Here is a 19,790-nt window from a genome sequence, read left to right on the forward strand (position 1 = left end):
ATTCCCGTCAGAGTCAAAGCTGTGGTGTGCGGTGGTCTTGCAGGGGTTGGACCTGCGGCCAGCGTTCAATCTGGGTGATGGTGAAATTCGTGTATTGAAGTGATTTGATGTGCATATCGAGAAAGAAAAGACAAACGGCTCGATAAATATTGTCTTAGTCGTGTGTTACGAGACAAACGAATTGACTGTGTCGAACAACAATAAAAGTTATCGTTTGGTCACTCAGTTCATCGAATAAATCTTTTTGTCTATTCTTAACGAGTGCCCACACAGATTGCATAGGTCAAATTGTTAAAGAGCGTTGACTGTGCGAAGCGGCGCTTCGCTCGGTCAGGGCTGCGCATCTTACGCACCTTACCGTTAAAGTCAAGAAGAAATTTTATCTTTTATTTTCAGCCCAACCGGGTGAAACAAAACCTCTTTTTGACTCCCCTAACGCTTAGCGTTAAGTGGAAGGCTATCTTAATCTTTTAAAAACTCACGTCAAGCGTTTATTTTTATTTGATTTTTTGCCTTGACATGCTCGCTGAACGCTTGCCCTGCGTGCCGTGTCGATGGAGGCGCATTATAGAGAAGTTGCTCACCTTGGCAAGACTAAAAAGCGACTTTTTTAGGAAAAAGTCGCCATTCGGTCAAACAATCAACGTTATGGCCTAAAAACGGGCAAATTGCTCGCTGAACTCCTCGACTTTTTGCCAATCGGTGTATTCCACCTCTTTGGTCGTATCCGTTTCCCCACCGGTAATGTGCATGATTAAGCGAATCATCATCCGATCGAACCATTTATAGCGTGGATAATAGAGTGCGCCAGCAAAGACGCCATGCAGTTCAGGCGTCCAAGGTGACTTCTCGATAAACTTACGGCTATAAGCGCTGGTTTCTGGCGTATCTTTGCCTGGTTTACGCGCAGTGAGATTGACACTAAAGAATGCTGCTTTCGCCGCTTTAAGCTGATCTGCATGTGCTTCAATAAATTGATACAGCTTTTTATTAAAGTGGCCATAGCGAATAGACGCGCCAATCAAAACCCGGTCGTACTTTGTTAAATCCGCTGAAGGAAGCTGATGAATATCCTTAATCTCACACTGCGCCGACGAGCCAAGCTGCGTCTCGATAAAGTGCAGGATTTTTTTGGTCTGCCCTTCTCGGCTCGAATGTAGCAACAAGACTTTCTGCACTGCGTCGGTTTGCTCGCTCATGTCCTCTCCTTCCCTATTCAACTAGCTCCGCCAGAATGTAGGCGTAAATAAAACCAATAATGTAAATATCTCTAAACGGCCGAACAACATCGCAAGGATCAATACCCACTTCGCCGTGTCATTAATATCGCCAAAGTGAGCAGCCACTTCGCCTAGTCCTGGTCCTAGGTTATTGAGAGTCGCAGCAACGGCGGAGAAAGCTGTGAGTTCTTCAATGCCTGTCGCTATCAAAGCCAACATACAAATGACAAACACTAATGCGTAGGCGGAAAAAAAACCCCATACGGCATCGACCACTTGCTGCCTTAACGCCTTATTACCCACTTTAATGGTGTATACCGCGCGTGGGTGCACCAGGCGTTTTAGCTCGCGCGTCCCTTGCAGTGACAACAGCAGGATGCGAATCACTTTCATCCCGCCACCAGTCGAGCCTGCACACCCACCAATAAATGACGAGAACAAGAGTAAAACAGGGAGAAACAAGGGCCAGTGAGCAAACGTAGTGGTGGTATAACCCGCGGTGGTTGATATTGATACCGACTGAAATAGCGCCTGAGTGAAGGTTTCTGTGGAGCTGTTATAAACCTGATGTCCACTCAGCATGGCAAACACCACCAGCCATAATAGGAGCTGAATCACCAAAAATGCGCGAAACTCTGGATCGCGCAAGTAAAACTTTAGATTGAGCCCATTATTAGCAAAGGCCGCAAAGTGAAGCGAAAAGTTACACGCAGAGATCAGTAAAAACACCACGGTGATAAGATTAACGGCAGTGCTATCAAAATGCCCAATGCTGGCATCATGGGTTGAGAACCCCCCAATCGCGACGGTTGAAAAGCTATGCCCAATGGCATCGAACGCAGACATACCCGCCAGCCAATAAGCCAAGGCACAGCTCACGGTTAACGTCAGGTAGATATACCAAAGCACTTTGGCCGTCTCCGCTATCCGTGGTGTCATTTTGGTATCTTTCACAGGGCCTGGGATCTCAGCACGATATAGCTGCATCCCACCGATACCGAGCACAGGCAAGATTGCCACTGCCAGCACAATGATCCCCATACCCCCGAGCCATTGAAGCAATTGGCGATAAAACAAAATCGCTTTGGGAAGCTCATCCAGCCCCACGATGACGGTTGCCCCCGTCGTGGTTAAGCCAGAAAAGGATTCAAAAAAGGCTTCACTGACCGATAAATCGGGTTGCTCCGATAACATCAGCGGCACCGAGCCGGCGCTACCGATCACCGTCCAGAATAAGACAACAATCAAAAAACCATCACGTGCTTTAAGCTCGTGTCGATAGTTTCGGTTAGGGAACCAAAGTAACCCACCACCCGCTAGCAGGAGGAAAAACGTTAATACAAAGGGATAGCCCGCACCGTCGCGATAGATAAACGCAACCAGCGCAGGCGCTAGCATGGTAATGCTGAACAGGGCCAGCAGGAGTCCGACAATGCGGGTAATGGAACGAAATTGCATAGCCTGACGTGGCCCTCTTATCGGCGGTAGCGACTTTCTACCGTCTCGTCGTTACACGTAAAGCAGGCTAAGTGCCTGACGTTGTCTTATGTTCTAACGGGTGCGCGTGTGCTTGCCCGCGAGTTTGATTTTTAAGTGCCTCAAGAAACACATCGATATAGCGCGCATCGATACGCACACTCAGTCGCACATTATGGCTGAATTCTGCATCGAGCTGAACGCCATCGTGCTGCTTAAGCAATGACTCTATCGTGTCAATGTGAGCATATTCACAGCTTATCGTGTAAGGGACGGTCACTGCCACTTCCCGCGTGGTCAAAAGGCCCAGGGCTTGTTGCACACTACTGCCATACGCCTTTACCAGCCCGCCAGTACCCAATTTGATCCCACCAAAGTAGCGCACCACCACCGCACAAACCTCACCAACGTTCGCGCCTGAAAGTTGCGCAAGCATCGGCTTACCTGCGGTTCCCGCGGGCTCACCGTCATCACCACATCCCCATTGCACGGAAGATTCAGGCCGACCTGCGACAAATGCCCAGCAGTGATGGCGGGCATCAGGGTACGTTTCTCGCAGCGACTGAATAAACTGCTTCGCCTCTTCTTCTCCAGGCGTATGGGCAAGATAGGTGATAAACCGACTTTTTTTTATTTCAAGCTCGTGCCTTACGGTTTCGGCTGGCACGGCATATGGCGTGATTGGCATCCTGGTACACCCTTTGTGTCTCAGCGACGCACTGTACCATATTCCCCCAAGCACGACAGGGACTCGGCCATAGTAAAAACAACCCACACCACATATTTTAAACATTCGTTTAACTTTTGGTTGTCATTTCTTATAACAATGATCCACACTAGGTCGCATCTGGTCTAACCAGAACACTATTCAACCAGGATGGTACTGCCAACGTGGAGAACAACCATGATCTACCAAGGAGATAACCTTTCAGTTCGTGCATTGGATAACGGCATTGCAGAGCTGACCTTAGACAGCCAAGGTTCTGTCAACAAACTGGATTTGGCAACGCTAGAAAGTTTAGACCAAGCCCTCGACGCTTTGTCGGGTCGCGATGACATCAAGGGGCTGTTGCTAACCTCTGCCAAATCAGCCTTTATTGTCGGTGCCGACATCACCGAGTTTCTCGGCCTGTTCGCTAAACCCGACCAAGAACTGTCTGATTGGGTATCTCGCGCCAATGCCATTTTCAATCGTTTAGAAGACTTGCCCTACCCAACCCTTAGCGCGATCAAGGGTCATGCGCTAGGCGGTGGCTGTGAATGCATACTCGCCACGGATCTGCGTGTCGCGGGCAAGGATGCGCGTATTGGCCTGCCTGAAACCAAGTTAGGCATCATGCCAGGCTTTGGTGGCACTGTGCGCTTACCGCGGCTTATCGGCGCGGATACTGCGATGGAAATCATCACGGCAGGTAAAGACAAACGTGCCTCTGCCGCTCTCAAAGAAGGCTTGGTAGATGCGGTCGTCGAGAATGACAACCTTCGCGACGCAGCGATTCGAATGCTTAGCCAAGCAATCGACGAGAAAATTGATTGGCAGAGTCGTCGCCAACAGAAAAAACAACCTTTGGGTCTGAATCGTACCGAAGCGGCGATGAGCTTTACCATGGCCAAAGGTATGGTGGCGCAAGTTGCTGGCAAGCATTACCCCGCACCAATGACCGCCGTGACGGCCATTGAAGAAGCCGCAGGGATGACGCGCGATGAGGCGCTCAAGGTTGAAAATCGCTATTTCGTTAAGCTGGCTAAAACCGATGTGGCGCAAGCCTTGGTGGGGATTTTCCTCAATGACCAAGTCATCAAAGGCAACGCCAAACAAGCCGCCAAACAAGGTAAAGATACGGAGCGAGGTGCTGTACTCGGCGCGGGCATTATGGGCGGTGGTATTGCCTACCAATCGGCGCTTAAAGGCGTACCTGTGATGATGAAAGACATCGCCCAAGCCTCACTCGAACTCGGCATGAAAGAAGCAACCAAGCTGCTGAATAAGCAGTTAGAGCGTGGCCGCGTCGATGGCTTTAAAATGGGTCAAGTGCTGTCGTCAATCACCCCAAGCCTCCACTATGCTGGCATTGAGCACAGCGACGTGATCGTCGAAGCCGTGGTCGAGAACCCGAAAGTGAAAACCAGTGTGCTCAAAGAGGTCGAAGCGCTGGTTAGCGAAGAGACGGTGATTGCCTCTAACACCTCCACGATTCCTATCAACACACTGGCGAAGTCTTTATCGCGCCCTGAAAACTTCTGTGGCATGCACTTCTTTAACCCAGTTCACCGCATGCCGTTAGTTGAGGTGATCCGCGGCGAGAAAACCTCTGATGAGACTATTGCACGCGTCGTGGCCTACGCCGCCAAGATGGGTAAATCACCCGTGGTGGTGAACGACTGCCCCGGCTTTTTCGTCAACCGCGTATTGTTCCCCTACTTCCATGCCTTTAGCTTGCTACTACGCGACGGCGTAGACTTTCAGCGCATTGACAAAATCATGGAAAAACAATTCGGCTGGCCGATGGGTCCGGCGTATCTGCTAGACGTGGTCGGGATTGATACCGCGCACCACGCACAGGCGGTGATGGCGGAAGGCTTCCCAGATCGTATGAGCAAATCTGGCCGCGATGCCATTGATGTGATGTTTGAAGCCGAGCGCTTCGGTCAGAAAAACGGCAAAGGTTTCTACCGCTACAGCACAGATAAAAAAGGCAAGCCGAAAAAAGAGGCTGATGAAGCCGTCCCTGAACTGCTCGCCCCCGTCATCCAGGGTGGCCAGGCAGAGATCAGTGACGAAGACATTATCGCGCGCATGATGGTGCCGATGATCAACGAAGTCGCCCGTTGTCTGGAAGAAAACATTATCGCCTCTCCGGCTGAGGCAGACATCGCCTTGGTGTATGGCATTGGCTTTCCGCCATTCCGAGGTGGTGCTTTCCGTTATGTCGATACCTTGGGTGTTGATAACTACGTCGCCATGGCAGACAAATTCTCTGATCTCGGCGCTTTGTATCATGTTCCTGCGGATATGAAACGTCGTGCCGGCGATAAACAGGCTTACTTTGATGTCACACCGGTCAACGCACCGCAATCAGCCTAAGTTTAAGGAGAGAACAATGAACAATGTAGTGATCGTTGACTGTATCCGTACCCCAATGGGCCGCTCAAAAGGCGGTGTGTTTCGCCACGTCCGCGCCGAAGATCTCTCAGCGCACTTGATGAAATCTCTGTTGGCGCGCAACCCTGCGGTAGAAAGCACCAGCATTGAAGACATTTACTGGGGCTGTGTACAGCAAACACTCGAGCAAGGCTTTAATATTGCCCGTAATGCGGCACTCCTTGCTGGCATTCCACATAATGTGGGCGCGACTACCGTCAACCGCCTGTGTGGCTCGTCGATGCAGGCACTACACGATGCGGCTCGCGCGATTATGGTGGGTGACGGCGATACCTTCATCATTGGTGGGGTTGAACACATGGGTCACGTGCCGATGAATCATGGGGTCGACTTCCACCCAGGGATGTCGAAGTCCGTTGCCAAAGCGGCAGGCATGATGGGGCTCACTGCTGAAATGCTCGGCCGTATGCATGGCATCAGCCGTGAAATGCAAGACCAATTTGCTGCGCGCTCCCACGCCCGTGCGCATGCCGCCACCGTGGAAGGCCGCTTTAAAGATGAGATTGCGCCCATTGAAGGCCATGATGCCGATGGCTTATTGACGTTAGTGGAAGACGATGAAGTCATTCGTCCCGAAACCACCGTCGAGAGCCTCGCTGGCCTGCGCCCAGCCTTTGACCCTGCCAATGGCACAGTCACCGCTGGCTCGTCGTCGGCATTATCGGATGGTGCCTCTGCAATGCTGGTGATGAGTGAAGAAAAGGCCAAAGCCTTGGGGCTGCCTATCCGTGCACGTATCCGCGCCATGGGCGTTGCGGGTTGCGATCCCTCGATTATGGGCTATGGTCCAGTACCTGCGACTAAAAAAGCGCTCAAACGTGCTGGGCTTAGCATCGATGATATTGATTTGGTCGAACTGAATGAGGCATTTGCCGCCCAGTCTCTGCCTTGTGTCAAAGATCTCGGCCTGATGGACAAAGTGGATGACAAGGTTAACCTCAACGGTGGTGCCATCGCGCTGGGTCACCCACTAGGTTGTTCCGGTGCACGCATCTCGACCACCTTGTTACATCAAATGGAGCGCCAAGATGCGACGATAGGTTTGGCAACCATGTGTATTGGCTTAGGCCAAGGCATCGCCACTGTGTTCGAACGCGTCTAACGATGAACCTATCATTAACAAAGAGCGGCTGAGTCCGCTCTTTTTTTTGGCTTGCGTCACCCCGCTCGCAATCGCATAGTGATTGATGTAACGCAAGTGGTGGTCACTTCATCCGGCCTAGTATGGCCGCTCACAGACTTCAACCGGGAGAATGCTATGTTTAACGCGCTTGTCCTTGAACAACACGAGAAGCAAACCTTCGCGAAAATCACCTCGCTCGATGACGATTTGCTCCCAGACGGTAATGTGACTGTCGATGTCGATTTTAGCTCCTTGAATTATAAAGACGGCTTGGCCATCACCGGAAAAGGCAAGATTGTTCGCCAATTCCCGATGGTGCCAGGTATCGACTTTGCCGGTACGGTTGCTGATAGCCAACACCCCGACTATCAACCCGGAGATAAAGTGGTGCTCACTGGTTGGGGCGTCGGTGAAGCACACTGGGGAGGCATGGCAGAGAAAGCGCGTGTTAATGGCGACTGGCTCGTTCCCCTTCCAGAGGGGCTCTCTGCGCAACAAGCAATGATGGTAGGCACAGCAGGGTTTACCGCGATGTTATGTGTGCAAGCCTTAATCGATGGTGGCGTCAAACCTGAAGATGGCCCAGTGTTAGTCACCGGTGCCAGTGGCGGCGTTGGCTCTGTCGCGGTCACCTTATTGCATGCATTGGGCTATCGCGTCAGTGCCGTCACAGGCCGTCTTGAAGACAATCAAGCGTGGCTTAAACAACTGGGCGCTGACGAGGTACTCCCACGCGAGTCCTTTAGCGCACCCGGCCGCCCGCTGGATAAGCAACAGTGGGCAGGCGCGATTGATACTGTTGGGAGTCAAATGCTCGCCAATGTTCTCTCACAAATCCACTACGGGGGCACGGTTGCCGCATGCGGCCTTGCCGGCGGTTTTGACTTACCCGCCACTGTGATGCCGTTTATTTTGCGCAATGTGCGATTGCAAGGAGTTGACTCCGTCTCTTGCCCGAAAGCGCAACGTCAAGCTGCGTGGCAGTCACTGACCAAGCTATTGCCCGCCAGCTACTTTGAACAGGCATGCCACACCATCGCTCTGGCGCAAACCCCAGAGTATGCGAATAAAATTATTCAGGGTGAGGTTAAAGGTCGCGTCGTTATTGATATCGCTTACCAAGGCTAACGCAAGCAAAAGGCCAATCTTTGTGATGGATTGGTCTTTTTTGTCGACGCACAGACAAAAAAAATCCCGCTCGAAGAGCGGGGAAGCCCAAGAAAACTGGGAGTGAGTGTAGCTGTTGAGTGAGTTAGCCTAGTCAGGCTGCGAGCGTGGCGTTGAGGCCGATAAGGCTTCTACCAATAACCCCAAAGCTGCGGCGCAGACTGCTAGTGTTGCCAAGAGAGTGTGCTCATGACTATGCGTTAATCCCCAAAAAGCGAACCCGCTCAGCCCTGTGTAAGCAGCGATACGGTGTCCATAAGCCAAGCTCAATTTGCCCGTTTGTGCTTTTCTCATGTCCTCGCCTTTCGTTAACGACTTGTTAAATAATTTACACAAATCATTTACAAGCGCAACCCTGTTTGAATAATTTGTCGCCATAAGTATGATCAAGTCGACACTTTTTGAGGTAACAACAATGACACTCGCTTTTGACCACGCTGATCTCCAACTCGATGCCTTAGGCTTGCGCTGCCCGGAACCTGTAATGATGGTGCGTAAGCGTATCCGCCATATGGATGACGGTCAGACCTTGCTGATTACCGCGGATGACCCGTCAACCACGCGTGATATTCCCAGCTTCTGTCGCTTTATGGACCATACCCTGGTCGCAGCCCAAACCGAGTGCGTGCCATTCCAGTTTTTGATCAAAAAAGGGCTGGCATAACGCCAACCCTTACCGATTCACCATTGTCTTGCGTCAACTCAATAGATACCAGGTATCCAGTACAGCCAACGCTGCAAACATTGCCGCGGCGAGCGCCCGTACGGCAGCGAGCGGGACATGGCGCTGAATTTTATCACCGGCCAGCACCACAGGGACGTTGGCTAGCAGCATACCAATGGTTGACCCAATCACCACCACCCACAATGCTTCATTAAACTGTGCCCCCAATGCCGTGGTGGCGAGCTGGGTTTTATCGCCAATTTCTGCGACAAAAAACGCACAGAAGCTCGCCCAAAACGCGCTTTTGCCCTGAATCCCTTCATCTTCAAGCTTGTCAGGGATCAGCATCCATACCGCCATCACACTAAAGCTGATAATCAAAATGATATGCAATACGGTATCGGTCAGGATATCGGCCGCGACCACGCCAAGCCAGGCGGCAATGGCGTGATTCACTAGTGTCGCCAATAAAATGGCACTGACAATCACCGCAGGTTTTCGAAACCGGGTCGCCAACGCTAGCGATAATAATTGGGTTTTATCCCCGATTTCCGCCAAGGTGACGGTGGAGATAGAAATAGCAAGAACGCTCATGACATTGCTCATCTGGGGCAGGGCTTATTATGATTCAACCACGACAACACACACGCCCCACCCCGGTTCGTGCGATTGTCGTTGGTCTCGTCAAGCCCAGAGCACCTAATGGCAGGCTTGCAATCACCATGAAGATTTTGCTTCAACTATGTTGATGATTGCTCCACTGACTGTGCAGTGGTCGACTACTCCCCAAGACGCCGCTAGTGTACGATTTGAACACTCGCTTGGCAACTTCTATTCCTCCTACCCCTGTACGCAGAAAATAAGCACATCAAAGGCGCACAAAAATCCGCCAGCCCCCTACTGCTTGGGCGCGCTGCGAGTTATAATTGCCAGCTATTTTCTCCATTCATCAACTCGCGCGAACCTGACAATGCATAAATTCGATATCAAAACCTTTCAGGGTATGATCCTCGCGCTGCAGGATTATTGGGCCCAGCAAGGCTGTACCATTGTTCAGCCGCTAGACATGGAAGTGGGTGCAGGTACCTCCCACCCGATGACATGCTTGCGTGCACTTGGTCCAGAGCCCATTGCAGCGGCTTACGTTCAACCTTCTCGTCGTCCTACCGATGGGCGTTATGGCGAGAACCCGAACCGTCTGCAGCATTACTACCAGTTTCAAACCATCCTGAAGCCGTCACCCGATAACATTCAAGAGCTGTATTTAGGCTCGCTGCGTGTGCTGGGGATTGATCCAGAAGTCCACGACATTCGCTTTGTGGAAGATAACTGGGAAAACCCAACGCTGGGCGCTTGGGGCCTAGGTTGGGAAGTCTGGCTGAACGGGATGGAGATCACTCAGTTTACCTACTTCCAACAAGTAGGCGGATTGGAATGTAAACCGGTCACGGGTGAGATTACCTACGGTATCGAACGTCTGGCGATGTACATTCAAGAAGTCGACTCTGTGTATGATCTGGTTTGGACCGATGGCCCATTTGGCAAAGTCACCTACGGCGATATTTTCCACCAAAACGAAGTGGAGCAATCGACCTATAACTTTGAACACGCTGATGTTGATTTTCTGTTCCGCTACTTTGATCAGTGCGAAGCCGAAAGTACCAAGCTACTGGATCTCGAGCAGCCGCTCCCTTTGCCTGCTTACGAACAGATCCTAAAAGCCGGTCATGCGTTCAACCTACTGGATGCGCGCAAAGCCATTTCAGTGACTGAACGTCAACGCTATATTCTGCGCATTCGCACACTGACTAAACGTGTCGCCGAAGCCTACTACGCATCTCGCGAAGCGCTAGGCTTCCCGATGTGCCGACACAGCAAATAAGGGAGCATCATGGCAACGCAAAATTTCCTGATTGAGCTCGGCACTGAAGAGCTACCACCAACAGCATTGCGCACACTGGCTGAAGCCTTCGCGAGTCAGTTTGAAGCGCAACTAAAAGACGCTGATCTGAGCCACCAAGGTATCACTTGGTACGCGTCCCCGCGTCGCTTAGCACTTAAAGTGGCTGCTTTGAGCGATCGCCAGCCAGATAAAGTGGTTGAGAAACGCGGTCCTGCGGTCAAAGCCGCCTTTGACGCAGACGGCAATCCCACCAAAGCCGCCATGGGTTGGGCGCGCGGTAACGGGATTGATGTGAGCGAAGCCGAGCGCCTAAAAACTGATAAAGGTGAGTGGTTGCTGTATCGTCAACACGTACCTGGCCAAGCCATTGACGCCTTACTGCCGGTACTGGCCGATAACGCCCTAAGCAAACTGCCTATTCCTAAACCCATGCGCTGGGGTGACAAAGACACCCAGTTTATCCGCCCAGTGAAAACCTTGGTGATGCTGTATGGGGACACCTTGATTGAAGGCACCATTCTTGGCGTGGCATCCGATCGCGTGATTCGAGGTCACCGCTTTATGGGTGAATCGAGCTTAACGCTGGATCATGCTGACCAATACCCAGAGCGCCTTGAGCGTGAAGGTAAGGTCATGGCCGATTATGAAAAGCGTAAAGCATTGATTATTAAAGATGCCAAAGCAGCGGCTGACGCGGTTGGTGGGGTTGCTGAGCTTGATGACGACTTGGTTGAAGAAGTCACCTCTTTGGTGGAATGGCCAGTGGTACTGACTGCCTCTTTTGAGAACAAGTTCCTTAAGGTGCCATCAGAAGCGCTGGTGTACACCATGAAAGGCGATCAAAAGTACTTCCCTGTCTATGACGCTAATGGCGAGCTACTGCCCAAGTTCATCTTCGTGTCTAACATCGAATCGAAAGATCCAGCGCAAGTTATCTCAGGCAATGAAAAAGTCGTGCGTCCTCGCCTCGCGGATGCGGAGTTCTTCTTTGATACAGACCGCAAGCGCCCATTGATTGATCGCCTGCCAGAGCTAGATAGCGCGGTATTCCAAAAGCAACTGGGTACCATCAAAGATAAAACCGACCGCATTACTGCACTCGCAGGACAGATTGCAGAGCGTATCGGTGCCGACAAGGCACACACTGAGCGCGCAGGCCAACTGGCTAAATGTGATCTCATGACCTCGATGGTGTTTGAGTTCACCGAGACCCAAGGCGTGATGGGCATGCACTATGCGCGTCATGATGGCGAGCCTGAAGCCGTAGCGCTGGCGCTGAATGAGCAATACTGGCCGCGCTTTGCCGGTGATAAGCTACCTACGACGCCGGTCTCCTCAGCACTCGCAATGGCTGACAAAATGGATACCATCGTGGGCATCTTTGGTATTGGTCAAGCACCTAAAGGGAGTGACCCCTTCGCCCTACGTCGGGCCGCATTAGGGGTTCTGCGTATTGTCGTCGAGAATGGCTATCAGCTTGATCTTGTCGACCTTATTCGTGATGCCAAAGCCCAGTACGATGACCGTTTGACGCACAAAGAGGTAGAGACGGACGTTCTCGACTTTATGCTAGGTCGTTTCCGCGCCTGGTACCAAGATATGGGCTATAGCGTCGATATTATCCAAGCGGTTTTAGCCCGTCGTCCAACCAAGCCTGCTGACTTTGACAGCCGCGTTAAAGCGGTGTCGCACTTCCGCAGTCTGGAAGAAGCCGAAGCACTCGCCGCCGCCAACAAGCGAGTAGGCAATATCTTGGCCAAGTATGATGGCGAGCTTCCTAGCAACGTCGATACTGGCTTGCTACAAGAAGACGCAGAAAAAGCATTGGCGAACGTGGTAGCAGAGAAAGTCGCTGCAGTTAAACCTCTTTTTGCTGACAGCGATTATCAAGGCGCGCTGACCGAGCTGGCACAATTGCGCACACCGGTTGATACCTTCTTTGACAACGTGATGGTCATGGCAGATGATCCCGCACTGAAAGCCAACCGTTTAGCGATGCTTCACCTTATCCGTGAGCAATTCCTCAACGTGGCAGATATCTCTGTTCTACAGAAGTAATCATCAGCAACACACCACTCAGCCCCGCCATGGTGCGGGGCTTTTTTTGGCTATTTAAACGCGCACGCCCCTGTTGGCCACTCACTCTCGTCTTATTAGCGACCAACTCACACCCTCATTATTGGTTTTTAACCTCAATGACGCTAATCACCCTGTTTGTCGAGTCAAGCCGAGTTGGTTTCACGTGAAACACGCGGCTTGTTATCCCTTTCAACGACTTTTCTCCCGAGTGTGTACCGATAACGTAACAACCCCCGTCAACCATGCCAGTTAGTGACCAAGAGATAACAACTTTATCAGACTTTCTTTTAGACAATAGATTGTTGTATGTTGATTGCAGCTTAACCACAACAACGATACAGATATTTAAAGGCAGTAATCATGGAAGTCACTCACTTTGGCGAGAAGTTAGCAAATCACTCGGGCATCACACAGTTAATGGACGATCTTAATGACGGCTTACGTAATCCAGATGCCATTATGCTAGGTGGCGGCAACCCCGCTGCGATACCGGAAATGCTCGATTACTTCAAAACACTGAGCCAGTCGATGCTCGATGATGGAAGCCTCGTTCATGCGATGGCCAACTATGATGGGCCACAAGGCAAGTCGGCATTACTAAATGCCCTCGCCGAGCTTCTTAATAAAACCTATGGCTGGCAGCTTTCTAGTAAAAACATCATGCTGACCAATGGCAGCCAAAGTGCGTTCTTTTATCTGTTTAATCTATTGGCTGGACGATACGCCGATGGCACCCACAAAAAAATCTTGCTGCCTCTCGCGCCGGAATATATCGGTTACGGTGACGCCGGAATTAACGACGACATTTTCGTCAGCTACCAGCCTGAAATAGAATTGCTCGACAACCGTCAATTCAAATATCACGTCGACTTTAGTCGCCTAACAATTGATGACAACATTGGAGCCATCTGTGCCTCCCGCCCGACCAACCCGACCGGCAATGTACTCACTGATAGCGAAATCCATCAGCTTGATCAGTTGGCACGTGATAACAATATTCCACTAATTATCGATAACGCGTACGGTACCCCCTTCCCTGATATCATTTTTGAAGACGTCGCACCGTTCTGGAATGAAAACACCATACTCTGCTCTAGCCTCAGTAAATTAGGTTTGCCTGGTGTGCGTTGCGGCATTGTGATCGCCAACGAAGATGTCATCCAAGCCATGTCAAATATCAATGGCATTGTAAGTTTATCTCCCAACAGTGTTGGGCCAGCGATGGCACTTTCAATGATAGAGCGTGGCGACCTACTCCGCCTGAGTAAAGACGTCGTTCGTCCCTTCTATCAGAAAAAGTCGCAAAGAATATTAAACATGGTGCTTGAAACCATTAACGATGAACGTGTTCGTGTTCATAAACCAGAAGGTGCCATCTTCCTATGGCTGTGGTTCAACGATCTCCCTATCTCCACCCAAGATCTATATAAACGTTTAAAAGCGCGCGGTGTGCTGGTGGTACCCGGCGAGTACTTCTTTATTGGTGTCGATCACGAAGGCTGGGATCATGCTAAGCAATGTATCCGAATGAACTACGTGCAAGATGACAAGATGATGCAGAAAGGCATTGATATTATCGCTGAAGAAGTCGCGCGCGCCTACAACGAGGAATAAGCCTTGGTTTCACGTGGAACACTGGCTAATGGACGTTCCACGTGAAACCTTTTATAGATTTCCTATCTCATGGTTTTGAGTCAACACCCAAAGAACAACTCGTCATTCAAATATTGCACGAGACTTTTGGACAAGGTGAAGAAGTCGCTCATCTCGCACCACTTAAGACCAAGTAGGCTCACAGAAAAAAGTCATCAACCAGCACTGCTAATGACACGCCTTTCTTTCCTTGCAAGCGAACCTACCCTTAAGGAAGGCGTACCACTACACTCCCTCCCAAGTAGCCGTCGACTCAATCTATGTGGTCAGCCCGAACGTCGATTGGTTTAGTTTGATAGGCCAGACGAGATGGTTTGCTATTGGTATTCTTATATGTTTCACGTGAAACATTACCCTTGCTCTCATTAATATATCTATCGAGAGAGGACGTTCTTGGCTGGGAACTGACACACCAGTATTTGTTCATTCAGCGGTAGAGCGTTAGTCACGTATTACTGAGCCAGATCTCGTTTAGAGGCGGATAGGCAACCGGCAGCGATAGACAGATCTATGTGGACGGGATAAATCATCAGGCGCTTTACAGCTTCGGATGTCACGACGGATTGGCAGGCTCGTCTTAGGTGTATAGTCGATAAAAAGGGCAGCATGGCTGCCCTCTCCCTTATCGTGAACCACTCGGGATTTAAGGTTTACTCAGCGTTTTCTAGCAAACGGCTACCGATTTCGATACGACGAGGCTTTTCTTCCTCTGGTACTTCGCGTACTAAATCAATATGTAGCATGCCGTTTTCCATGTCTGCCCCTGTCACTTTAATATGATCATCGAGCTGGAACTTGCGCTCGAAATCGCGCTCGGCAATGCCTTGGTACAAGAACTTAGTATCTTGATTACGAGCACCCTTTTTACCGGCGACGATTAGGCTATTTTTTTGCTGAGTGATATCCACCTCATCTTGGCTAAAGCCTGCTACCGCCATGGTGATGCGGTATTGGTTTTCTTGGCTTTGCTCTATGTTGTAAGGAGGAAATCCACCCGCATTATTGGTATTGCTGTTTTCAACCAGATCGAATAAACGATCGAAACCAATTGCAGTACGATAGAGTGGAGAGAAATCAAAGTTACGCATAATCTTACCCTTCCTATGAAGCAATAAAATGTTATCTACGGCCTTCCAACTCGGACAAGCCCCCGGCGACCCAATGGCATCGCCTCATTACTCTATATAAGGTTGCGCAAATTGATTTCAATGGCTGATCGTAAAATTTTTTGTTTCGTGAGTGGCGCACTATTCTATACCTCACCACTCTCCCCAAGCGCATCGCACTAATCGAGCGGCGCTACGCGCACCAGATGCCCATCAGGATCTTGAATCACGAAGGTTCGACCAAACACATCATCATAAGGGGACTGCACCACATCGATGGTTAGGTTGTTCGACCATTGGTCAAAAAGCGCATCAACGTCATCATTGGTGGGTACCATAATGCCAATTTCACTCAGTCGGGTGATTGATGGTGAGGGCTGCTCGCCGCCTGTCCACAATGCAAACAAGGCATCGCCCTGTTCAGACGCTGAAAAGGCTACATATCTGGGGCTGGTAAATACCGGCTCGCACTGAAAGAGTTGTTGGTAGAATTCCACAGAACGCTCAATATCAGAAACATAAACCAGTTGGAGGTTAGCACGCGTTTTTATAGACATAAGGCTTCCTATCACTCTGCTGTTAAGAGAATGACGAGATTACTCGTGCCAAAAACAACTGTATATATAAACAGTTATGTATTGCGATTTGCCTCGCAAATAGATATGAAAAAGGCCAGCAATGCTGGCCTTAATTGTTGATAAACAGTTGATTTATCGGTTATACGTCGAGGTTTTCTACTTTCAGCGCATTATTTTCGATAAACGCACGGCGTGGCTCAACTTGATCACCCATCAAGGTGGTAAACAGCTCGTCGGCCGCTACCGCATCCTGAATCGTCACCTGCATCATACGACGGCCCTCTGGATCCATGGTGGTTTCCCAAAGCTGCTCTGGGTTCATCTCTCCCAAACCTTTGTAGCGCTGACGCGATACCCCACGGGTTGACTCTTTAATCAACCAGTTGAGCGCTTGCTCAAAGCTCTCTACGGCTTGGGTACGCTCACCGCGCTTGACATACGCCCCTTCATCCAAGAGATCATTCAAGGTCTCTGACAAGCTGGCGATTCGACCGTACTCTTTCGAGTTCAGGAAGTCATAGCTCACCAAGTACTTGTAATCAACACCATGAGTCCGCACCACCAGCTCTGGTACCCATACTTGGTGCTCTTCATCAAGTCGGCACGATGCCTGATACTGGCTTTCTCCCGTCGACTTACGATTCAAAATCTCAACGATGTTTTCTACCCATTGCTTAGCGGCCCACTCGTCGCGTAGGTCGTCGACTGACAAGCGCGGTTGATAAAGTAGCTCATTAAGCAGCGCGGCGGGATAGCGACGCTTCATACGCTGGATCAGCTTGAGTACACCGTTGTACTCTTTCACCAACTTCTCGAGTGACTCGCCGTGCATCGCTGGCGCATCTGGGTTCACGAACAATGACGCGTTTTCCAACGCCAGTGCCACCTGATACTGCTCCATCGCCTCATCATCTTTGATGTATTGCTCTTGCTTGCCCTTTTTCACTTTATAAAGCGGTGGCTGAGCAATATAGATGTAGCCACGCTCAATCAACTCTGGCATTTGGCGATAGAAGAAGGTCAGCAGCAAGGTACGAATATGCGAGCCGTCGACATCCGCATCGGTCATGATAATAATACTGTGGTAACGCAATTTATCCGGATCGTACTCTTCGCGGCCAATCCCGCACCCCATTGCCGTGATCAGTGTCGCCACTTCTTGCGAGGACAACATCTTATCAAAACGGGCTTTCTCGACGTTGAGGATCTTACCTTTCAAAGGCAAGATCGCTTGGTTCTTACGGTTACGCCCTTGCTTGGCTGAGCCGCCCGCCGAGTCACCCTCCACAATGTAGAGTTCGGATAACGCCGGATCTTTTTCTTGGCAGTCGGCAAGCTTGCCGGGAAGGCCAGCTAAATCCAACGCGCCTTTACGACGCGTCATTTCACGTGCTTTGCGTGCCGCATCACGCGCTCGGGCCGCGTCAATGATCTTGGTACATACCACTTTCGCATCGGCCGGATGCTCAATCAGAAAGTCTGATAAGTGGCTGCTCATGGCGGATTCAACCGCCGACTTCACTTCTGATGACACCAACTTGTCTTTGGTCTGGCTGGAAAACTTAGGATCCGGCACTTTTACCGAGACCACCGCGGTCAAGCCTTCACGGGCATCATCGCCAGACGTCGCGGCTTTGGCCTTTTTGGAGTAGCCTTCTTTATCCATGAAGCTGTTGAGCGTGCGCGTCAAGGCCGCGCGGAAGCCGGCCAGGTGCGTACCGCCATCGCGCTGCGGAATATTGTTGGTAAAGCAATAGATATTCTCTTGATAGCCATCATTCCACTGCATCGCCACTTCGACACTCACTCCGTCTTCACGGGTGTGTTCAAAGTGGAAGACTGATGGGTGGATGGAGGTCTTCTTGTTGTTGAGGTGTTCAACAAACGCACGGATCCCGCCTTCGTATCTAAAGTGATCCGCTTTGTCTTCTTCGCGCTCGTCAATCAGCTTAATGGAGACACCCGAATTGAGGAAAGACAACTCACGCAAGCGCTTGGCAAGCACGTCATAGTTAAAGTTGATATCAGAGAATGTCTCTTCACTTGGCCAGAAACGAATACGAGTACCGGTTTGATCGGTCTCCCCCATTTCAGCCAACGGCCCCAACGGTTCGCCGTGTGCAAAGTTAAGCTGGTGAACATGGCCATTACGCCAAATGGTCAACTCGAGTTTTTCTGACAAGGCGTTGACCACCGACACCCCCACTCCGTGAAGGCCGCCAGATACTTTGTAAGAGTTGTCATCAAACTTACCGCCAGCGTGAAGGACGGTCATGATCACTTGTGCAGCCGATACACCTTCTTCCTCATGAATATCGACCGGAATACCACGACCATCGTCGCGAACCGATACCGAGCCATCCTCGTGGATGGTCGCCACGATATCATTACAATGTCCGGCCAGTGCTTCATCGATCGAGTTATCGACCACCTCAAACACCATGTGGTGCAGGCCGGTACCATCGTCGGTATCGCCGATATACATTCCCGGACGCTTACGCACGGCATCCAAGCCCTTCAGTACCTTGATACTCGATGAATCGTATTCGTTGGACATTGAGTTACTCTCGCTTATTTATCCTGCGTTAATTTTGCCATGTTCCACATGAAACATCTTACTATTTTCGTCGCAAATTTCCGCGACTTGATCGGCACTAATGGCGCTAACAAAAACCTGAGCCCCGATACGGGTCAGCTCACTGGCCAAGAGTGCTCGCCGGCGACTGTCTAATTCGGAAGCAAAGTCATCGATTAAGTAGATACAAGCGATACCTTGCTCCTCGCTATATAACTGGCCTTGTGCAAGCCGAAGTGCACACACCATGAGTTTTAACTGGCCGCGCGATAGCACATCATCGACTGGGGTACCTGCCACCTTGATACGCAAGTCGGCTTTATGCGGCCCTGACACCGTGTATCCCATCTGCTGGTCGCGCTCAAAGTTCGCCGCCAACAATGCCTGATAGTCGGCACCTCGCTCCCATCCTTGGTAAAAGCGAAACTGGATGGAAAACTCGGGGAGAAAGGCTTGGCACAATGCGGTCGCTCGCGCGGCCACCGCATCAACGTATGCTTGACGCCATGCGCTGATTTGCTCGGCAAGGCGTGCTAGTTCCGTATCCCATACTTGAATATCGCCATAGTGGCGCGCTGTTTTCAACGCGGCGTTGCGTTGCTTCGTCAGGCGTTTTACGCGCGTCCACGCTTCAAAAAATCCTGGCTCAGAATGAAACACCCCCCAATCGATAAACGCACGACGAAACTTGGGGCCATCGGTTAACAACTCGAACCCTTCCGGGGTGATCAATTGCAATGGCAGCACTTTGGCCAGGGCCACCAGCTTTTGCCCTTTTTCTTGACCAATTTTAACATCTGCACTGCCATCTCGGCGCTTTTGAATCCCGACCGGAAGCAAGATCCCATCTTGCGTTTTTACGCGACCATGTACCGTAAGATGAGGTTGCTGATGACGTATCACTCGGCTATTAAGCGCGCTGCGAAAAGAGCGCCCATGACCGAGAAAGTGAATGGCTTCCAAGACACTGGTTTTACCACTGCCATTGGGGCCAATTAAAAAGTTAAAGCCTGACGACAATGCAATATCGCAGGCTTCAATATTTCGAAAGTCGTGAACGACCAGTCGTGATAGCGCCATAAC

At 50.7% G+C, this 19,790-nt stretch carries 16 protein-coding genes; 7 read left to right on the forward strand and 9 right to left on the reverse strand.

The genetic code is table 11. The annotated features are described in order from the left end of the window. Positions 1–653 precede the first annotated feature (653 nt). From hemG to BGL48_RS08855, 3 genes are all read right to left on the reverse strand, one after another. On the reverse strand, positions 654–1,178 hold the full coding sequence (gene hemG, locus BGL48_RS08845) for a menaquinone-dependent protoporphyrinogen IX dehydrogenase (protein ID WP_069362363.1): 525 nt from the start codon (positions 1,176–1,178) through the stop codon (positions 654–656). 42 nt (positions 1,179–1,220) lie between these two features. Next, positions 1,221–2,678 (reverse strand): TrkH family potassium uptake protein, encoded by a 1,458-nt coding sequence (locus tag BGL48_RS08850; protein WP_069362303.1) that lies wholly within the window; start codon positions 2,676–2,678, stop codon positions 1,221–1,223. A gap of 67 nt (positions 2,679–2,745) precedes the next feature. Next, positions 2,746–3,384 carry a YigZ family protein gene (locus tag BGL48_RS08855; protein WP_069362304.1) on the reverse strand — a complete coding sequence of 213 codons (639 nt, stop codon included), beginning with the start codon at positions 3,382–3,384 and terminating at the stop codon, positions 2,746–2,748. A gap of 216 nt (positions 3,385–3,600) precedes the next feature. Here BGL48_RS08855 and fadB point away from each other — a divergent pair, with 216 nt between their 5' ends. The 3 genes from fadB to BGL48_RS08870 all read left to right on the forward strand — a co-directional run bounded on the left by fadB (position 3,601) and on the right by BGL48_RS08870 (position 8,110). Next, entirely contained in the window at positions 3,601–5,781 is a 2,181-nt protein-coding gene (gene fadB, locus BGL48_RS08860; RefSeq protein ID WP_069362305.1) for a fatty acid oxidation complex subunit alpha FadB, read from the forward strand. Between the two features lie 16 nt (positions 5,782–5,797). Next, positions 5,798–6,961: an acetyl-CoA C-acyltransferase FadA gene (fadA, locus tag BGL48_RS08865; protein WP_069362306.1), complete on the forward strand. Its 1,164-nt coding sequence runs from the start codon at positions 5,798–5,800 to the stop codon at positions 6,959–6,961. Positions 6,962–7,117: 156 nt separating this feature from the next. Continuing rightward, on the forward strand, positions 7,118–8,110 hold the full coding sequence (locus BGL48_RS08870) for an MDR family oxidoreductase (RefSeq protein WP_069362307.1): 993 nt from the start codon (positions 7,118–7,120) through the stop codon (positions 8,108–8,110). 129 nt (positions 8,111–8,239) lie between these two features. Here BGL48_RS08870 and BGL48_RS08875 read toward each other — a convergent pair whose 3' ends face one another. Then, positions 8,240–8,443, reverse strand: a complete 204-nt coding sequence (locus BGL48_RS08875; protein WP_069362308.1) for a hypothetical protein — start codon at positions 8,441–8,443, stop codon at positions 8,240–8,242. Between the two features lie 121 nt (positions 8,444–8,564). Here BGL48_RS08875 and tusA point away from each other — a divergent pair, with 121 nt between their 5' ends. After that, complete coding sequence (tusA, locus tag BGL48_RS08880) at positions 8,565–8,813, forward strand: sulfurtransferase TusA (protein ID WP_069362309.1); 249 nt, start codon at positions 8,565–8,567, stop codon at positions 8,811–8,813. A gap of 33 nt (positions 8,814–8,846) precedes the next feature. On the opposite strand, the gene BGL48_RS08885 is transcribed toward tusA, so the two are convergent. Next, a complete protein-coding gene (locus tag BGL48_RS08885) occupies positions 8,847–9,407 on the reverse strand; it encodes a TMEM165/GDT1 family protein (RefSeq protein ID WP_069362310.1) in 561 nt (186 codons plus the stop codon). Between the two features lie 376 nt (positions 9,408–9,783). Between BGL48_RS08885 and glyQ the strand changes: the two genes are divergently transcribed. The 3 genes from glyQ (at position 9,784) to BGL48_RS08900 (ending at position 14,409) form a co-directional block, all read left to right on the forward strand. After that, on the forward strand, positions 9,784–10,695 hold the full coding sequence (gene glyQ / locus BGL48_RS08890; protein ID WP_069362311.1) for a glycine--tRNA ligase subunit alpha: 912 nt from the start codon (positions 9,784–9,786) through the stop codon (positions 10,693–10,695). Between the two features lie 9 nt (positions 10,696–10,704). Continuing rightward, complete coding sequence (glyS, locus tag BGL48_RS08895) at positions 10,705–12,774, forward strand: glycine--tRNA ligase subunit beta (RefSeq protein WP_069362312.1); 2,070 nt, start codon at positions 10,705–10,707, stop codon at positions 12,772–12,774. A 381-nt stretch (positions 12,775–13,155) separates the two neighbouring features. After that, positions 13,156–14,409, forward strand: a complete 1,254-nt coding sequence (locus BGL48_RS08900) for a valine--pyruvate transaminase (protein ID WP_069362313.1) — start codon at positions 13,156–13,158, stop codon at positions 14,407–14,409. A 689-nt stretch (positions 14,410–15,098) separates the two neighbouring features. Here BGL48_RS08900 and BGL48_RS08905 read toward each other — a convergent pair. From BGL48_RS08905 to recF, 4 genes are all read right to left on the reverse strand, one after another. Continuing rightward, on the reverse strand, positions 15,099–15,536 hold the full coding sequence (locus tag BGL48_RS08905; protein WP_069362314.1) for an Hsp20 family protein: 438 nt from the start codon (positions 15,534–15,536) through the stop codon (positions 15,099–15,101). Positions 15,537–15,733: 197 nt separating this feature from the next. Next, a complete protein-coding gene (locus tag BGL48_RS08910) occupies positions 15,734–16,111 on the reverse strand; it encodes a VOC family protein (RefSeq protein ID WP_069362315.1) in 378 nt (125 codons plus the stop codon). A 160-nt stretch (positions 16,112–16,271) separates the two neighbouring features. Further along, positions 16,272–18,689, reverse strand: coding sequence for a DNA topoisomerase (ATP-hydrolyzing) subunit B (gyrB, locus tag BGL48_RS08915; RefSeq protein WP_069362316.1), 2,418 nt, complete (start codon positions 18,687–18,689; stop codon positions 16,272–16,274). An 18-nt stretch (positions 18,690–18,707) separates the two neighbouring features. Then, positions 18,708–19,787 (reverse strand): DNA replication/repair protein RecF, encoded by a 1,080-nt coding sequence (recF, locus tag BGL48_RS08920; RefSeq protein ID WP_069362317.1) that lies wholly within the window; start codon positions 19,785–19,787, stop codon positions 18,708–18,710. Positions 19,788–19,790: the final 3 nt, after the last annotated feature.

Origin of the sequence: Salinivibrio sp. SS3 (genome assembly GCF_001722105.1) — a bacterium.
Lineage (GTDB): Bacteria > Pseudomonadota > Gammaproteobacteria > Enterobacterales > Vibrionaceae > Salinivibrio > Salinivibrio kushneri.